General features: G+C 35.7%; 16 protein-coding genes. 10 read left to right on the plus strand and 6 right to left on the minus strand.

The annotated features are described in order from the left end of the window. Window positions 1–60: 60 nt before the first annotated feature. The 3 genes from PWU04_RS08865 to PWU04_RS08875 form a co-directional block, all read right to left on the minus strand. Window positions 61–384, minus strand: a complete 324-nt coding sequence (locus PWU04_RS08865; protein WP_274475706.1) for a hypothetical protein — start codon at window positions 382–384, stop codon at window positions 61–63. Window positions 385–389: 5 nt separating this feature from the next. Further along, window positions 390–1,565 (minus strand): GlmU family protein, encoded by a 1,176-nt coding sequence (locus PWU04_RS08870; RefSeq protein ID WP_274475707.1) that lies wholly within the window; start codon window positions 1,563–1,565, stop codon window positions 390–392. A gap of 77 nt (window positions 1,566–1,642) precedes the next feature. Beyond that, window positions 1,643–1,894 carry a type B 50S ribosomal protein L31 gene (locus PWU04_RS08875; RefSeq protein ID WP_274475708.1) on the minus strand — a complete coding sequence of 84 codons (252 nt, stop codon included), beginning with the start codon at window positions 1,892–1,894 and terminating at the stop codon, window positions 1,643–1,645. A gap of 161 nt (window positions 1,895–2,055) precedes the next feature. Between PWU04_RS08875 and PWU04_RS08880 the strand changes: the two genes are divergently transcribed. The 4 genes from PWU04_RS08880 to PWU04_RS08895 are packed head-to-tail and all read left to right on the plus strand — an operon-like array spanning window position 2,056 to window position 7,170. Then, window positions 2,056–2,586, plus strand: a complete 531-nt coding sequence (locus PWU04_RS08880; RefSeq protein WP_274475709.1) for a DUF4199 domain-containing protein — start codon at window positions 2,056–2,058, stop codon at window positions 2,584–2,586. Between the two features lie 6 nt (window positions 2,587–2,592). Next, the gene (locus tag PWU04_RS08885) at window positions 2,593–3,543 is read left to right on the plus strand and encodes a glycosyltransferase family 2 protein (protein ID WP_274475710.1); all 951 of its coding nucleotides are present in this window, start codon (window positions 2,593–2,595) and stop codon (window positions 3,541–3,543) included. A gap of 55 nt (window positions 3,544–3,598) precedes the next feature. Beyond that, the gene (locus PWU04_RS08890; RefSeq protein WP_406600949.1) at window positions 3,599–5,344 is read left to right on the plus strand and encodes a phospho-sugar mutase; all 1,746 of its coding nucleotides are present in this window, start codon (window positions 3,599–3,601) and stop codon (window positions 5,342–5,344) included. Next, a complete protein-coding gene (locus tag PWU04_RS08895; RefSeq protein WP_274475712.1) occupies window positions 5,344–7,170 on the plus strand; it encodes an ABC transporter ATP-binding protein in 1,827 nt (608 codons plus the stop codon). The genes PWU04_RS08890 and PWU04_RS08895 overlap by 1 nt, the downstream gene beginning before the upstream one ends. A gap of 222 nt (window positions 7,171–7,392) precedes the next feature. Here the strand turns inward: PWU04_RS08895 and PWU04_RS08900 are convergent, their stop codons facing one another. Both PWU04_RS08900 and PWU04_RS08905 read right to left on the minus strand, forming a co-directional pair. Further along, window positions 7,393–7,863 carry a GNAT family N-acetyltransferase gene (locus tag PWU04_RS08900; RefSeq protein WP_274475713.1) on the minus strand — a complete coding sequence of 157 codons (471 nt, stop codon included), beginning with the start codon at window positions 7,861–7,863 and terminating at the stop codon, window positions 7,393–7,395. A gap of 38 nt (window positions 7,864–7,901) precedes the next feature. Then, entirely contained in the window at window positions 7,902–8,318 is a 417-nt protein-coding gene (locus tag PWU04_RS08905; RefSeq protein ID WP_274475715.1) for an SRPBCC family protein, read from the minus strand. A 130-nt stretch (window positions 8,319–8,448) separates the two neighbouring features. Between PWU04_RS08905 and PWU04_RS08910 the strand changes: the two genes are divergently transcribed. From PWU04_RS08910 to PWU04_RS08920, 3 genes are read left to right on the plus strand one after another with little or no spacing between them, the layout of a single operon-like run. Then, window positions 8,449–8,991, plus strand: coding sequence for an RNA polymerase sigma factor (locus PWU04_RS08910; RefSeq protein ID WP_274475716.1), 543 nt, complete (start codon window positions 8,449–8,451; stop codon window positions 8,989–8,991). A 33-nt stretch (window positions 8,992–9,024) separates the two neighbouring features. Continuing rightward, window positions 9,025–9,516 carry a hypothetical protein gene (locus PWU04_RS08915; protein WP_274475717.1) on the plus strand — a complete coding sequence of 164 codons (492 nt, stop codon included), beginning with the start codon at window positions 9,025–9,027 and terminating at the stop codon, window positions 9,514–9,516. Window positions 9,517–9,520: 4 nt separating this feature from the next. After that, window positions 9,521–9,961 (plus strand): Spy/CpxP family protein refolding chaperone, encoded by a 441-nt coding sequence (locus PWU04_RS08920; RefSeq protein WP_274475718.1) that lies wholly within the window; start codon window positions 9,521–9,523, stop codon window positions 9,959–9,961. A 30-nt stretch (window positions 9,962–9,991) separates the two neighbouring features. Here PWU04_RS08920 and PWU04_RS08925 read toward each other — a convergent pair whose 3' ends face one another. Further along, window positions 9,992–11,014, minus strand: coding sequence for a WD40/YVTN/BNR-like repeat-containing protein (locus PWU04_RS08925; protein ID WP_274475719.1), 1,023 nt, complete (start codon window positions 11,012–11,014; stop codon window positions 9,992–9,994). Window positions 11,015–11,107: 93 nt separating this feature from the next. Here PWU04_RS08925 and PWU04_RS08930 point away from each other — a divergent pair, with 93 nt between their 5' ends. From PWU04_RS08930 to PWU04_RS08940, 3 genes are read left to right on the plus strand one after another with little or no spacing between them, the layout of a single operon-like run. Continuing rightward, window positions 11,108–12,316, plus strand: a complete 1,209-nt coding sequence (locus PWU04_RS08930) for an RsmB/NOP family class I SAM-dependent RNA methyltransferase (RefSeq protein ID WP_274475720.1) — start codon at window positions 11,108–11,110, stop codon at window positions 12,314–12,316. A 19-nt stretch (window positions 12,317–12,335) separates the two neighbouring features. Beyond that, complete coding sequence (locus PWU04_RS08935; protein WP_274475721.1) at window positions 12,336–13,325, plus strand: endonuclease; 990 nt, start codon at window positions 12,336–12,338, stop codon at window positions 13,323–13,325. A 16-nt stretch (window positions 13,326–13,341) separates the two neighbouring features. Then, window positions 13,342–14,253 carry a fructosamine kinase family protein gene (locus tag PWU04_RS08940; protein WP_274475722.1) on the plus strand — a complete coding sequence of 304 codons (912 nt, stop codon included), beginning with the start codon at window positions 13,342–13,344 and terminating at the stop codon, window positions 14,251–14,253. Window positions 14,254–14,291 lie beyond the last annotated feature (38 nt).

The raw sequence follows: 14,291 nt of genomic DNA on the forward strand, positions 1-14,291 counted from the left end.
ATATAAAAAAGAGGTCTTCCGTTTAGAAGACCTCTTTTTTATATATTTTTGAACAATGAACTACTCTATAAGTGTTCCTATTTGGTCAATTTCATCTTTTTCCTCAACAAAGGATTTCTCCCATTTCTTTTTCAATAGTGTATAAAATAAATAAACTGCACTCAAACCAAAAGGTATTGCCAAGAGACCAATAAAAGCATTATCCCAATTTACTCCCCAGTTAAACAGCGCATCTAAAAAACCAAGAATAGCTCCACCTACAAACATACTGGCATAATAAAACCCCACACCTAGAATAGCAAACAACCATTTTTTTTGATTGAATTGATCTGCTAAACGATAGAAATACTTTCCTATCCAATAAATAAGTACAAATCCAAGCATACTAACTAGTTTCTTCTATATTCTTTACTCAACTCAAAAACATGCTCTAGAACAGCGGCATCTTGTTCGGTAAACTCAACATTTCGTCTTGACATTACCACCTTTGCAACTTCAAAGGCTTTTTTGGTAAGATAAGTGGTAAAACCACTACTACCTCCCCAAGAAAAACTGGGAACAAAATTTCTTGGGAATCCACTACCAAAAATGTTTGCACTAACCCCGACTACAGTACCAGTATTGAACATGGTATTAATTCCACATTTACTGTGATCGCCCATCATTAACCCACAAAACTGAAGGCCTGTACGCGCGAAACCTTCTGTTTGATAATCCCATAAACGCACTTCCGCATAATTGTTTTTCAAATTTGAGTTATTGGAATCTGCTCCAATATTACACCACTCACCCAACACTGAATTACCTAAAAATCCATCGTGACCTTTATTTGAATATCCGAATATCACAGAATTGTTTACCTCTCCTCCAACTTTACTATGTGGTCCTATAGTTGTTGGACCATAAATTTTAGCACCAAGTTTTAAGGCAGAACCTTCACATAGAGCAAATGGCCCCCGAACAATACTCCCTTCCATTACTTCTGTATTCTTACCAATATAAATTGGTCCTGTGCTTGCATTTAAAATAGCACACTCGATTTTAGCTCCTTCCTCAATAAAAATATTTTCAGATCCTATAACCTTATTGCTGGACGGAATGGATTGTGAACGTCTACCATAGGTTAACAATTCAAAATCATCCTGTAAAGCATCTCCGTTCTTTTTAAAGATATCCCAGGTATGTTCAATAGTAATACACTCACCTTCATATTCAATAGCATCGTAACTTTCAAGATCGATATCCTCTTGTGTATCCTGTGAATGAAAAGCAATAACATCCTCTCCTTTAAAAACGGCCTGGTTAGGCTCCAAACTTTTAACCAATTCAACCAATTCGGAGTTTGGCAATACAGAAGCATTAATCATCACGTTACTTTCCATTTCAACCATAGGATACTTATCGGAAAGATAATCTTCGGTAACAGTAGTTGTAGTATATCCTAGATAACGTTCCCATTTTTCTCTAATGGTTAAAATTCCAACGCGGATATCGGCTACAGGGCGTGTATATGTAAATGGCAATAAGCTATTGCGCGCAGGCCCATCGAAAAGAATATAGTTCATGCTTTTTTAAGGTTTTTGTAAAAATAAAAAAGCCTTCCGATATCGGAAGGCTTTTAAAAATATATTTTAAGCTAAAATTACTTCTTGAATTTAGCGTATTTGTTTTTGAACTTGTCAATACGACCAGCGGTATCTACTAACTTAGACTTACCAGTATAGTACGGATGAGAGGTTCTTGAAATTTCCATCTTAATCAACGGATACTCAACACCATCAACCTCAATCGTTTCGTTTGTATTGGCTGTAGATTTTGTAAGGAACACGTCGTCGTTAGACATGTCTTTGAACGCTACTAATCTATAATTTTCTGGATGTATACCTTTTTTCATCGCTAATCGCTTTATTATCTTTACAATTTTGAGGTGCAAATTTAAGTAAATTTATATAACAAACAATAGTTTTCCTTAAAAAAATATTGTAGTTACTTTGCGTAACGTTTTGCTATATTTGTTTACTAACAAACCACAAAACTAATTAAACTATACCAATTATGAACAAACCTTTAAAGTCTAGTGCGCTTAATTATGGCTTATATCTTGGACTTACACTTATTGCTGTAACTACTATTATCTATGCTTTTAACCTAGAGTTATTCTCTAATTGGTGGCTTGGAATCATATTATTTTTAGTTATCATTGGATTCGGAGTTGTTTCAGCTGCTAAAGCTAAAAGTTTAAACAATGGCTTTTTATCATTCAAAGAAGGGTTTTCTGCGTATTTTATAACAGTTGCTGTTGGTGCAATTTTAAGTGGTATCGTTAGTGTTATTTTATTTAACGTAATCGACCCTGATGCTGCTCAATTCCTTAATGAAAAAGCGATTGAAAATGCTCAAGCTATGATGGAAAAATTTGGAGCTCCTCAAGCAGAAATAGACAAGGCTATTACCAAAATGGAAAATGAAAGCCAGTTTACTATTGGAAAAGTTCTTCAATCCACGGCTATTCAATTAATTTTTTATGCTGTAATAGGCCTTATTGTTGGTCTTATTATGAAGAAAAATGACCCTAATTTAGAATAATAATACATGAACATATCAGTAGTCATACCACTACTTAACGAACAAGAATCTTTAACAGAACTATACGATTGGATTGCATCGGTTATGCAATCCAATCGTTTTTCGTATGAAATCATTTTTATTGATGATGGAAGTACAGACGATTCTTGGAAAATTATAGAATCACTTTCAAAGAGGGATCCCCACATAAAGGGCATTCGTTTTTTTAAGAACTTCGGAAAGTCTCAAGCCCTTCATGCTGGTTTTAAAAAAGCCCAGGGAGAGGTGGTTATTACCATGGATGCCGATCTTCAGGACAACCCAGAAGAAATCCCTGAACTTTACAACATGGTAGTCAATAAAGGCTACGATTTGGTTTCTGGGTGGAAAAAAAAGCGTTACGATTCTGTTATCGCGAAAAATCTTCCTTCAAAACTCTTTAACTGGGCAGCTAGAAAAACTTCAGGCGTTAAACTTCATGACTTTAACTGCGGGCTAAAAGCCTATCATCGTGATGTTGTTAAACACATAGATGTGAATGGTGAAATGCATCGTTACATTCCGGTACTCGCTAAAAATGCTGGCTTCACTAACATAACCGAAAAAGAAGTAAAACATCAAGCAAGAAAGTACGGAAGTACCAAATTTGGTATGGAACGCTTTATAAACGGTTTTTTAGATTTAATCACCATTTGGTTTATATCGCGTTTCGGGAAGCAACCCATGCATCTTTTTGGCGCACTTGGCGTATTAATGTTTGCCATTGGTCTCGGATTTTCCCTTTATCTTGGCATTGATAAATTGTTTATCAACCCTTACGGACGATTAATCACCGAACGACCACAATTCTTCATTGCCCTAACCACAATGATTATCGGAACACAGTTTTTTGTTGCAGGCTTCCTTGGCGAGCTTATTTTAAGATCAAAGGAAAACAAAGAACGCTACCTTATTAGAGAAGAATTGAATTTAGATTAATTTCCTAAATAAATCCCAAATAGATTTACAACCTTATATTATTTACTTTTGCAAAATGACAAGTAAAGACACACAACCTATGGAACTTGAAATTATGGAGCGTGTGAAAAGCTGGTTAAACCCAGTTTTTGACCAAGATACCCAAACCCAAATAAAACAACTAGAAACCAACAATCCTACAGAACTTAAAGAGAGCTTTTATAAAGACCTTGAGTTTGGAACCGGCGGTATGCGTGGTATTATGGGCGTTGGAACCAATAGAATAAATAAATATACTCTTGGTAAAAACACCCAAGGCCTTAGTCAATATTTATACAAAGTATTTTCTGGCGAATCCATTAAGGTTGCTATAGCCTATGATTGCCGTCACAATAGTAAATCATTGGCAAAAGTAGTTGCCGACGTGTTCTCTGCTAACGGTATTCAGGTGTATCTTTTTGAAGATCTACGCCCTACTCCAGAGTTATCGTTTGCTGTAAAACACCTCAAATGTCACTGCGGAATAGTGCTTACCGCATCTCATAATCCACCAGAATATAATGGTTATAAGGTGTATTGGCAGGACGGCGGACAATTAGTACCACCACAAGATGATGAAATAATCAAGGTAATTAATGCTCTTGACTATTCTGAAATCAAGTTTGAAGCCAATAATGATTTAATTCAATATATAGGCGAGGAAGTAGACAAAGCTTTCATAAATGCTTCTGTTGAAAACGGAACATTCAATACAACAAAAGAAGCTAAAAATGGCTTAACCATTGCCTTTACTTCGCTTCACGGAACATCAATCACTGCCATTCCACAGGTTTTAAAACAGGCTGGATTCTACAATGTACATATTGTAGAGGAGCAACGAGCTCCTGATGGTGATTTCCCAACAGTAGCTTCTCCAAACCCTGAAGAACCGGCAGCTCTTAAAATGGCATTGGAACTAGCCGAAAACACCAATGCCGATATTGTTATTGGAACAGATCCAGATAGCGATCGTGTTGGTATCGCGGTGAGAGATTTAGATGGAAAAATGATCTTATTGAATGGTAACCAGACCATGGTCATTATGACCGACTTTCTACTCAAACAATGGCAGGGAAAAGGAAAAATTCTAGGCAAACAATTCATTGGCACTACTATTGTTTCCACTCCAATGATGTTCGATTTAGCCAAAGCTTACAATTTAGAATGCAAAGTAGGACTTACTGGTTTTAAATGGATTGCAAAAATGATCAAGGATCATCCTGAACTTGACTTTATTGGTGGTGGCGAGGAAAGCTTTGGTTATATGGTTGGCGACTTTGTTCGCGATAAGGATGCCGTGACCTCAGCACTATTGGCTTGTGAAATTGCAGCCCAGGCAAAAGCAAACGGAAGTAGTTTTTATAACGAATTAATAAAACTGTACACTGAACATGGACTATATAAAGAACGTTTAATTTCAATTACCAAAAAAGGTATTGAAGGCGCTCAGGCTATTAGACAAATGATGGTAGATGCTCGCAACACACCTTTACAAAAATTAAATGGTTCAAAGATTATTTTAGTAGAAGATTACCAATCATCTACTGCTAAAAATATGACTGCAGGTACAGAAACAACCATCGACATTCCAAAATCGAACGTTTTAATTTATTACACCGAAGATGGCAGCAAAGTTGCTTTAAGACCAAGTGGTACAGAACCTAAAATAAAGTTTTACATAAGTGTCTATTCAACTTTAGATAATGGAGCCGATTTCACAGTTACCGAAGAAAAACTTGAAGCTAAAATCGATGCTATCTTAAACGACCTCAACTTAAATTAATGGATTACATAAAAAAACTATCGCAGTTTATAGTTCCTTATAAAAAGTACGCTTACCTAAACATTGGATTTAACGTCATGTATGCCTTGTTCAGCACATTGGCTATGGTATCGTTAATGCCAATGATTAATGTCCTGTTTGGTGAAGGAGAACAAATTCATACCAAACCGGTCTACAATGGAATTGGTGATTTAAAATCGTTTTTAGAAGACAGCTTAAATTATTTTATAACCACTACAACCGAGCTACATGGTCCTCAACGTACCTTGATGTACATGATTGCTTTGGTAATTAGCTTGTTCTTGCTAAAGAACCTTTTCAACTATATGGCATTATATTCTATTACATTCCTAAGAAATGGAGTGCTTAAGGACTTGAGAAATGCCATATATGAAAAAGTAACCTCTTTACCTATTTCATTCTATTCCGAAAAAAGAAAAGGAGATATTATTGCACGTATTTCCGGAGATGTTAACGAGGTTAAAAACTCATTGTTGGCCATTTTGGAGCTTATAGTTAAAGAACCATTAACTATTGTATTTGCTATTATATCCATGTTCCTTATTTCCGTTAAACTTACCATTTTTGTGTTTTTGTTTATTCCTGTTTCCGGGTTGATTATATCAAGAATAGGTAAAAGTTTAAAACGTAAATCTGATCGGGTACAACGCGAACAAGGTACTTTCCTTTCAACTTTAGAAGAAACACTTAGCGGATTGAAAGTAATAAAAGGCTATAATGCTGAAGATCGTTTTAACGAAAAGTTTCAGGAATCCACATCTAGGTATTACCACTTCTCCAACACATTAACAAATCGTCAAAATTTGGCATCCCCCACCAGTGAGTTTTTGGGAATTGTAACCATTGCCATCCTGTTATGGTATGGAGGAACTATGGTGTTGGTGGAAGGAAGTCTATCTGGCGGGGCTTTTATAGGTTATATGGGGTTAGCATGGCAAATCCTTACTCCTGCAAAAGATATTAGTAAAGCCAGCTATAAGGTAAAAGCCGGTAATGCTGCAGCCGACAGGGTTTTGGAAGTTCTGCATACGGAATCACCCCTCGAAGACAAGCCAAACGCCATTTCTAAATCCGACTTTAATTCTGATATTTCCCTAAACCATGTATCCTTTAAATATGAGGACGATTTAGTTTTAAGAGACTTTACTCTTACTGTCCCGAAAGGTCAAAGTGTGGCTTTGGTAGGACAATCCGGTAGTGGTAAGAGTACTATAGCCAATTTGGTAACCCGTTTTTACGACGTTACTGTAGGTAGTATTACCATAGATGGTGATGATATTAGAAACATCAAGAAAAAAGATGTTAGACAACTTATGGGACTAGTTACCCAAGACTCCATCCTATTTAATGATTCGGTTAAAAACAATGTCCTTCTAGGTAGACCTGAAGCGTCTGACGAAGAAGTTATCGAGGCATTAAAAGTGGCCAATGCTTGGGAGTTTGTTAAAGATTTACCTCAAGGTATAAATACTAATGTAGGAGACTCAGGAAACAAACTCTCTGGTGGACAAAAACAACGTTTAAGCATTGCCCGTGCAGTTCTTAAAAACCCGCCTATTATGATTTTGGACGAAGCTACTTCTGCCTTAGACACCGAAAGCGAACGTTTGGTACAAGTGGCTTTAGAGAACATGATGAAAAATAGAACTTCGCTAGTTATCGCTCATAGATTGTCTACTATTCAAAATGCTAACCAGATTGTTGTTATGCAAAAGGGAAGCATAGTAGAACAAGGTACACACAACGACCTTATCGCTAAAAATGGAGCTTATAAAAGACTAGTGGATATGCAAAGTTTCGAATAATTAAGAAACACTCTTTTTTAAAAACCTAAAAAGGATAGCTTGTTGAGAACAAACTATCCTTTTCTTTTGGGGATTACTACCTCCTTGGCAGTTTTCTTACTGTAAAGTAAAACAAAAAATGTAAGTAAAACAAACTAAATCAAACATTTAAACTGTTAAAGTTTAGTTATGCACGATGTTTAACCTTTTCAGAAAACGTAATTTCTGTCAATACTTTTTTGATTATTTCCCACGATTTACAGACATTTCCATATAATATAAATCAAAACCTTCTGCCCAATAATCTTTTACAATTTCTTTCACCTCAAAACCACCTTTTGCATAAAATGGATACGTTTTCTGTGAAGTTCTTACAATAACTTTTTTAATTGTATTTCTTTTAGAGATAGTATCCAAACGATACTTCAGTAAAGCTCGCCCAATACCCATACCATGATATTTAGGTTTAATATAATCCCAACTTATTATACCTATCCTTCGGTTGTCTTTAAAGTTAATTCCTCCGGCTCCAACAGTTTCGCCATTAATCTCAACGACAAAATACTCCTCAACACCGTAGTCTAAATATTGATTAAGATCTTCAATTTCCTTTTCGGCAAAATACTCGGGAACATTCTTCTTTAAAATCTCTATCAACGTAGATTTATCTGATGCTTTATACTGTCGTATGTTCATGATCTTTTGAAAATCCATACTTGATAATAGATGTTTTACTCTTTTAACAGAATTGATTAATTAGATTCGGTATATGCTTTAAAGTTATTCAAAATTGCATGCCAGCCATCTCGTTGCATATCCACTGGGTTTTGTTTTTCCGCATCGAAAGTTGTTTTAACTTTCGTTTTACCACCATCATCTTCAAAATTGGTTACCACAACTCTCCCATCAGGCATTGTATATTTAATTCGTTCTAATGCAGAAACCTCATCGTAAATTGCTTCAAAATCAAATCCAAAACTTCCATCTTTGGCTTCCATTCTAGCCTTATATTGTCCTCCTACCCTTAAATCGTTTTCAGCATATGAGCAGCACCAATCATCTGAAGCAAAATTCCATTTAACGATGTGTTCCGGTTCTAAGTAATACTTCCAAACTTTATTTAAGTCAGCCGAAACTGTAACTTCTATGGTTATTTTCATTGATTTCATTATTATACCCTTTTTGTCATTCAAAAGTTAAAGATTAAATAGCAGTATTAAACTAAATAGTTATACTAAATAATTTTCTAGCGCTTTTAAACTTTTTGTAATTTATACTGTCATACTACAAAACACAACTGTGATAGAAGAGTCTGCACTTGTTGAACAGCTCCAATCTGATACTGAAAGAGAGCAAGCCTTTAGCATATTGGTATCCACATACAAGGAACGCTTGTATTGGCATATCCGCCATATTGTGAAATCACATGACGATGCAGACGATGTACTTCAAAATACATTTATTAAAGTTTATAAGGGTATTGATGGTTTTAAAGGTGATAGTAAACTTTTTTCATGGATGTACAGAATTGCAACCAACGAATCGCTTACCTTTTTAAAAAAACGTTCCAGAGAATTATATATTAGCGATGAAGAAAACCAACAAAGTATGGTAAATGCCCTAACTGCTGATGTTTATTTTGAAGGCGATGCCATACAATTAAAACTACAAAAGGCCATTGCTACACTACCAGGCAAACAGCAATTGGTATTTAACATGAAATACTTTCAGAAGATAACTTATAAGGAAATGTCTGAAATACTAGAAACCAGTGAAGGTGCATTGAAAGCCTCCTATCATTTGGCCATAAAAAAAATAGAAACATATCTCACGGAAAATTAAACCTTTAGACAATAAATTAGTCTTACCTAAACAATGAAAAAAAATCTTCCATATAACGAGAATAACCACGGCTTTATGCTTCCTGATAACTATTTCGAGAATCTTGATGAGAAACTGTTTTTGGAAGCCAAACTTAAAAGCTCTGTAACCGATTCCGGCCTTAAAGTACCTAATAATTATTTTGAGAACTTTGAAGCTAGACTTTTCAGTAAGATAGAAGCCAAAAAAGAGCAAAAGGTAGTCCCCTTATTCAGTAAAAAAATATGGTATTCTGCAGCAGCTGTAGCGGCTATATTTTTGTTGTTCTTTGGTTTGAAGCCCTTTTCGAAATCTGCTACTTTTGGATCAATTAACGAGTCTGCTCTCGAAAATTATGTGTTTCAAATAGATTGGGACGACTCTCAATTAAACACTTTAATAAAAGATGATTTCGAAGCTGTTGTTTTACAACAAACGTTGTCAGACAATTCAATAGAAAACTATATACTGGATAACTTAGATGTAGACGAACTTACTAATGAATAATACTATGACCCTGAAGAAACTTAGCTTACTAGTGATTACCTTGTTAATAACCGCAACCTCTTTTGCGCAATCAAAAAAAGATCGAATTAATTCTCTTAAGGTTGCTTTTATTACGGAGCGTCTGGATCTTAGCGAAAAGGAAGCACAACAGTTTTGGCCTATATATAATGCTTTCAAAGAACAAAACAATCAATTAAGAGAGCAGATGCACGAAAAACGTAAAACAGTTGATGTTGATGCTCTCACTGAGGCTGAAGCAGAAGCTCTTTTAAGTGAAATGGAAGCTATGGAGAATAAAAAACGTACTCTGCATAGTAACCTTGTCAAAGATTTGAAGAAAGTATTACCATCAAAAAAAATAGTGTTGCTTTTTAAAGCTGAAGACGAATTTAAACGTAAAATGTTTGAAGAATATAAACGAAGACAACACCGAGATAAACCATAAACAGAAAAAGGCACCTATTTGGTGTCTTTATTATTTAAAATGCAACTTAACAACTCTGCCGTTTCCAGCAGCGATAGCTTGATTAGTGTTTAAAAACCGAATAGTGTAAAAGCCTTCATCACTCAAGTGGTTCCAACTTAAACCTTCGTCATGGGAATAATCTATTCCTTTAAACCCAATAGCAACCAACTCTCTTCCATTTCTGTTTGGAATGTATTGCACACAACTTCTGTAGCCTGGGTTCTGCCCATCTGCAACCAAACTCCAAGTCTTACCACCATCTTTAGTAACTATTTTATTGCCACTGTTTGCATCTGGTTCTGTATAATCACCACCTATGGCATAACCAATTTTTTCATCATAAAAATCAATGGAATACATTCCTGTTGTTTCCTTTCCTTGAACGATTGGAGTATCTATTGCCTCCCAAGTTTTTCCTCTGTCTCCTGAAAATAACACCCTACTATGTTTACCGCCTGTTGCCACCCATGTTTTATTTCCCTGAATTGAAATATTTGTATCACTAGCAGCAAATGCTGCCTCTCCTTCCTTAGCAACAGGTAATGCATCGCAAGACAACTTCTTCCAAGTAAAACCACCATCTCTAGTAATTATTACACTCATACAACCACCTATTGGATCTCCAATGGCAATACCTTCTTTATCATTCCAAAACTCCAAGGCATCATAAAACGCTTTGGGGTGATCCTCTCTATAAACCAACTTCCCATTTCGATATAATAGAGCAGGACTGGAAATACTCAAAGTAAATACCGCTTCATTGGTTACTGCCATAGCTCTAAAATTTGGATGATTCAAAGTATCAACAGGCCACAATTCTTTGATACTACCCGCTTCAATCACCTTTACTTCTCCCCTACTTGTTGCAAAATACACTTTGTCTTTATAAACCTCTAAAGCTCTAACATTAAGCAAGGGATCTTCTATAAGGGTTTCTACTTCAACTTGTGTAAAAACTATAGATTTGAAAGCACTTTTTGTCTTGCATGACACAACTGCAATAATCAACAAAAACGTATAAATAAACTTCATCAATAAAATTTTCGATCAATATAGGCCTTAAAAATTAAATCCTTACAGGAATTCGTACCTTTTGACGTACCTTTGCATCCTTAAATTTTCATCATGCGATTACATAAAAATCTTTGCTTTGCACTTATCGATGGTTTACATCAAATTTTTAATGAAGGAAAATATGCCGATAAAGTTGTAGAACAACTTCTTAAGCGTGACAAACGCTGGGGAAGCCGCGACCGTGCTTTTATAGCGGAGACAACATACGATATTGTTCGTTGGAAACGTCTTTATGCTGAAATCGCTGATGTTAAGGAGCCTTTCGACAGAGATAATCTTTGGCGTCTTTTTGCGGTTTGGGCTGTTTTGAAAGGTATAAAACTACCTGATTGGAAATACTTCACCCAAACTCCTGTTCGCCGTATTAAAGGTCGTTTTGACGAACTTTCTAAAACCAGAGTCTATCGTGAATCTATTCCTGATTGGATGGACGAATTAGGAGTCAAAGAATTGGGTGAATCAATTTGGACTAAAGAAATCGCAGCTCTTAATGAACAAGCAGATGTAATTCTTCGTGTGAATACATTAAAAACAGATAAAAAAGCCCTTCAAGGGGAATTACACGATATTGATATTCAAACAGAATTCATAAACGAGTTCCCAGATGCATTACGATTAAAAGAACGTGCAAATGTTTTTAAAACTGATGCCTTTAAAAATGGGCTTTTTGAAGTACAGGATGCATCCTCTCAATTAGTTGCAAAATTCCTAGATGTAAAACCTGGAATGCGTGTTGTAGATACTTGTGCCGGTGCCGGAGGAAAGTCACTTCACTTAGCTGCCCTGATGGAAAACAAAGGACAAGTAATTGCTATGGACATTTATGGTAATAAGCTAAAAGAGCTTAAACGTCGGGCAAAACGTAACGGCGCTCATAATATTGAAACAAGGGAAATCGACTCTACTAAGGTTATCAAAAAACTTTACGACAAAGCCGATCGCGTATTAATCGATGCTCCCTGTTCTGGACTTGGAGTTTTAAGAAGAAATCCCGACGCTAAGTGGAAATTGCAACCCGAATTTTTGGATACGATTAAAAAAACTCAAAAGGACATTTTAAGCCAATACTCTAAAATGGTAAAACCAGGAGGAATGTTGGCTTATGCTACCTGTTCTATCCTTCCTTCTGAAAATCAGGATCAGGTTAAATATTTCTTAGACTCAAATAAAGACTTTACCTTTGTAAAAGACGAAAAAGTCTTGGCCCACCAATCTGGTTTCGACGGATTTTACATGGCCCTTTTAAAGCGTAAACAATAATCAACCAAACCAACCTTGAATGAAACAACTGTACTTAACTGTATTGTTTTTTTTCATTTCCCTTAAGGGATTCACACAACTCAACCCACCGGCTGAGTTAGCTGACTATTATACAAACGTGAGTTTCTCCCGATCGGGAAACACCCTTTATGAAGATCTTGCGGCGGAAACTATTGCCAAGCACTCTGTGTTTTTAGACTATGCTCAAAGACATAAATACCTGTACATTGCTGACAAGGATTTATCAAATTCTAAAAATGTTATTCTTATCTACAGTGGTGAAAGCCGTAGCAAAAATGAATATCAATCGGGTATTAACTCTTACTCAAGGCAAACATTCAACACCGAGCATATCTATCCACAATCTCTTATAAATAACACTGCTAAAGGTGATTTACATCACCTGAGATCCTGCGATATCAGAATCAATTCACGTCGTGGCAACAAACCATATACCAATGGTTCTGGAAGCTACACTGTTAAAAACAATGCTTGGTATCCCGGAGACGAATGGAAAGGAGATGTAGCACGTATGATATTGTATATGAATCTTCGTTACAACGAGTCGATTAACGATGTTGGTGACTTAGAGCTTTTTCTTCAATGGAACGCAGAAGACCCTGTCTCTCCATTTGAAGAACACAGAAACAATGAAATAAGCAAAGTTCAAGGTAATAGAAACCCTTTTATAGACAATCCATATTTGGCGACAGTTATTTGGGGCGGTCCGAAAGCAGAAAATAAATGGGGCAGTTTACCATCTAAAAATCTGCAGTCAAAACTTCCGATTAAGATTTATCCCAATCCCGTAAATGGAGAACATTTGAACATAGAAACTGATATAAAAACTCAATTTTCTATTTACAATATTCTGGGAAAAGAAGTTTTATACGGTACTGTTGATGAAAAATATAGCAGACTTAATATTTCTAATTTGTCTCCCGGTGTTTATCTAATAAAATTAAAATCGACAAACGGAACATCGACCAAAAAACTCGTAGTTCAGTAAACATATCTATCACTGTATGAAAAGAGGCTTTTATAAAGCCTCTTTTTTTATTAGGTTTAGAGCTATGTTAGACAAAGATCTTATTCAAAAGTTAAGCACTATTTTAGAAGAGACTGTTTTAGAAATCAGTACTATGCCTGGTGGTGATATTTCAAGTATTTTCAAACTCAAAACACCTTCGAGATTATTAGTTATAAAACTACATAATGGTGAATTGGGACATCAAATACTTCAATCTGAAAAACTAGCATTGAAAACCATTGCCAGTACCAAAACTATTGCTACTCCAAAAATCTACTCTTCAGGAATACTCGACAATAAAGCTTATCTAGTAATGGAGTGTATCAATTCAAAAACACCAACATCAGACAATCAAGAGCGGTTAGGGCATGATTTGGCTACTTTACACAAAATCACCTCGGATAATTTCGGATTCATAGAAAACAACTTCATAGGTTCACTGCCTCAATCGAATACCAACCACGATAATTGGATAGATTTTTACATCAACGAACGCTTGTTTCCACAATTAAAAACAGCTGAAAAGAAAGGATTATTAAACTTCTCAAACATACCTCAAATAAATACAATGGCATCGGTTTGTAAAGAATTAATGCCTGAAGTTGTTCCCTCACTACTCCATGGTGATCTTTGGAGTGGTAATTTTATGATTGACCAAAACGGTACCCCTTACCTCATCGATCCATCTGTGTATTTCGGACACAACGAAGTAGATATTGCCATGAGCAAATTGTTTGGTGGGTTTTCAGAGTCTTTTTATGAGGCGTACCATCGACATTTTCCAAAAACACAGTATTTTTCAGAGCGGATTCAGCTTTACCAACTTTATTATTTGTTGGTACACTTAAACCTTTTTGGTCGCTCTTATTACCCCTCGGTAAAAGGAATTTTATCACGCATTTTTTAGCAGTAATTTAATAGTCATTTAATCCACAAATTGTGTAT

It is taken from the genome of Mangrovimonas aestuarii, assembly GCF_028767185.1.
GTDB classification, from domain to species: Bacteria; Bacteroidota; Bacteroidia; order Flavobacteriales; family Flavobacteriaceae; genus Mangrovimonas_B; species Mangrovimonas_B aestuarii.

What these genes read in the sequence shown, in the direction of transcription:
- PWU04_RS08865 (WP_274475706.1), bottom strand. Translation starts at nt 384, where the DNA reads ATGCTTGGATTTGTACTTATTTATTGGATAGGAAAGTATTTCTATCGT.
- PWU04_RS08870 (WP_274475707.1), bottom strand. Translation starts at nt 1,565, where the DNA reads ATGAACTATATTCTTTTCGATGGGCCTGCGCGCAATAGCTTATTGCCA.
- PWU04_RS08875 (WP_274475708.1), bottom strand. Translation starts at nt 1,894, where the DNA reads ATGAAAAAAGGTATACATCCAGAAAATTATAGATTAGTAGCGTTCAAA.
- PWU04_RS08880 (WP_274475709.1), top strand. Translation starts at nt 2,056, where the DNA reads ATGAACAAACCTTTAAAGTCTAGTGCGCTTAATTATGGCTTATATCTT.
- PWU04_RS08885 (WP_274475710.1), top strand. Translation starts at nt 2,593, where the DNA reads ATGAACATATCAGTAGTCATACCACTACTTAACGAACAAGAATCTTTA.
- PWU04_RS08890 (WP_406600949.1), top strand. Translation starts at nt 3,599, where the DNA reads ATGACAAGTAAAGACACACAACCTATGGAACTTGAAATTATGGAGCGT.
- PWU04_RS08895 (WP_274475712.1), top strand. Translation starts at nt 5,344, where the DNA reads ATGGATTACATAAAAAAACTATCGCAGTTTATAGTTCCTTATAAAAAG.
- PWU04_RS08900 (WP_274475713.1), bottom strand. Translation starts at nt 7,863, where the DNA reads ATGGATTTTCAAAAGATCATGAACATACGACAGTATAAAGCATCAGAT.
- PWU04_RS08905 (WP_274475715.1), bottom strand. Translation starts at nt 8,318, where the DNA reads ATGAAATCAATGAAAATAACCATAGAAGTTACAGTTTCGGCTGACTTA.
- PWU04_RS08915 (WP_274475717.1), top strand. Translation starts at nt 9,025, where the DNA reads ATGAAAAAAAATCTTCCATATAACGAGAATAACCACGGCTTTATGCTT.
- PWU04_RS08920 (WP_274475718.1), top strand. Translation starts at nt 9,521, where the DNA reads ATGACCCTGAAGAAACTTAGCTTACTAGTGATTACCTTGTTAATAACC.
- PWU04_RS08925 (WP_274475719.1), bottom strand. Translation starts at nt 11,014, where the DNA reads ATGAAGTTTATTTATACGTTTTTGTTGATTATTGCAGTTGTGTCATGC.
- PWU04_RS08930 (WP_274475720.1), top strand. Translation starts at nt 11,108, where the DNA reads ATGCGATTACATAAAAATCTTTGCTTTGCACTTATCGATGGTTTACAT.
- PWU04_RS08935 (WP_274475721.1), top strand. Translation starts at nt 12,336, where the DNA reads ATGAAACAACTGTACTTAACTGTATTGTTTTTTTTCATTTCCCTTAAG.
- PWU04_RS08940 (WP_274475722.1), top strand. Translation starts at nt 13,342, where the DNA reads ATGAAAAGAGGCTTTTATAAAGCCTCTTTTTTTATTAGGTTTAGAGCT.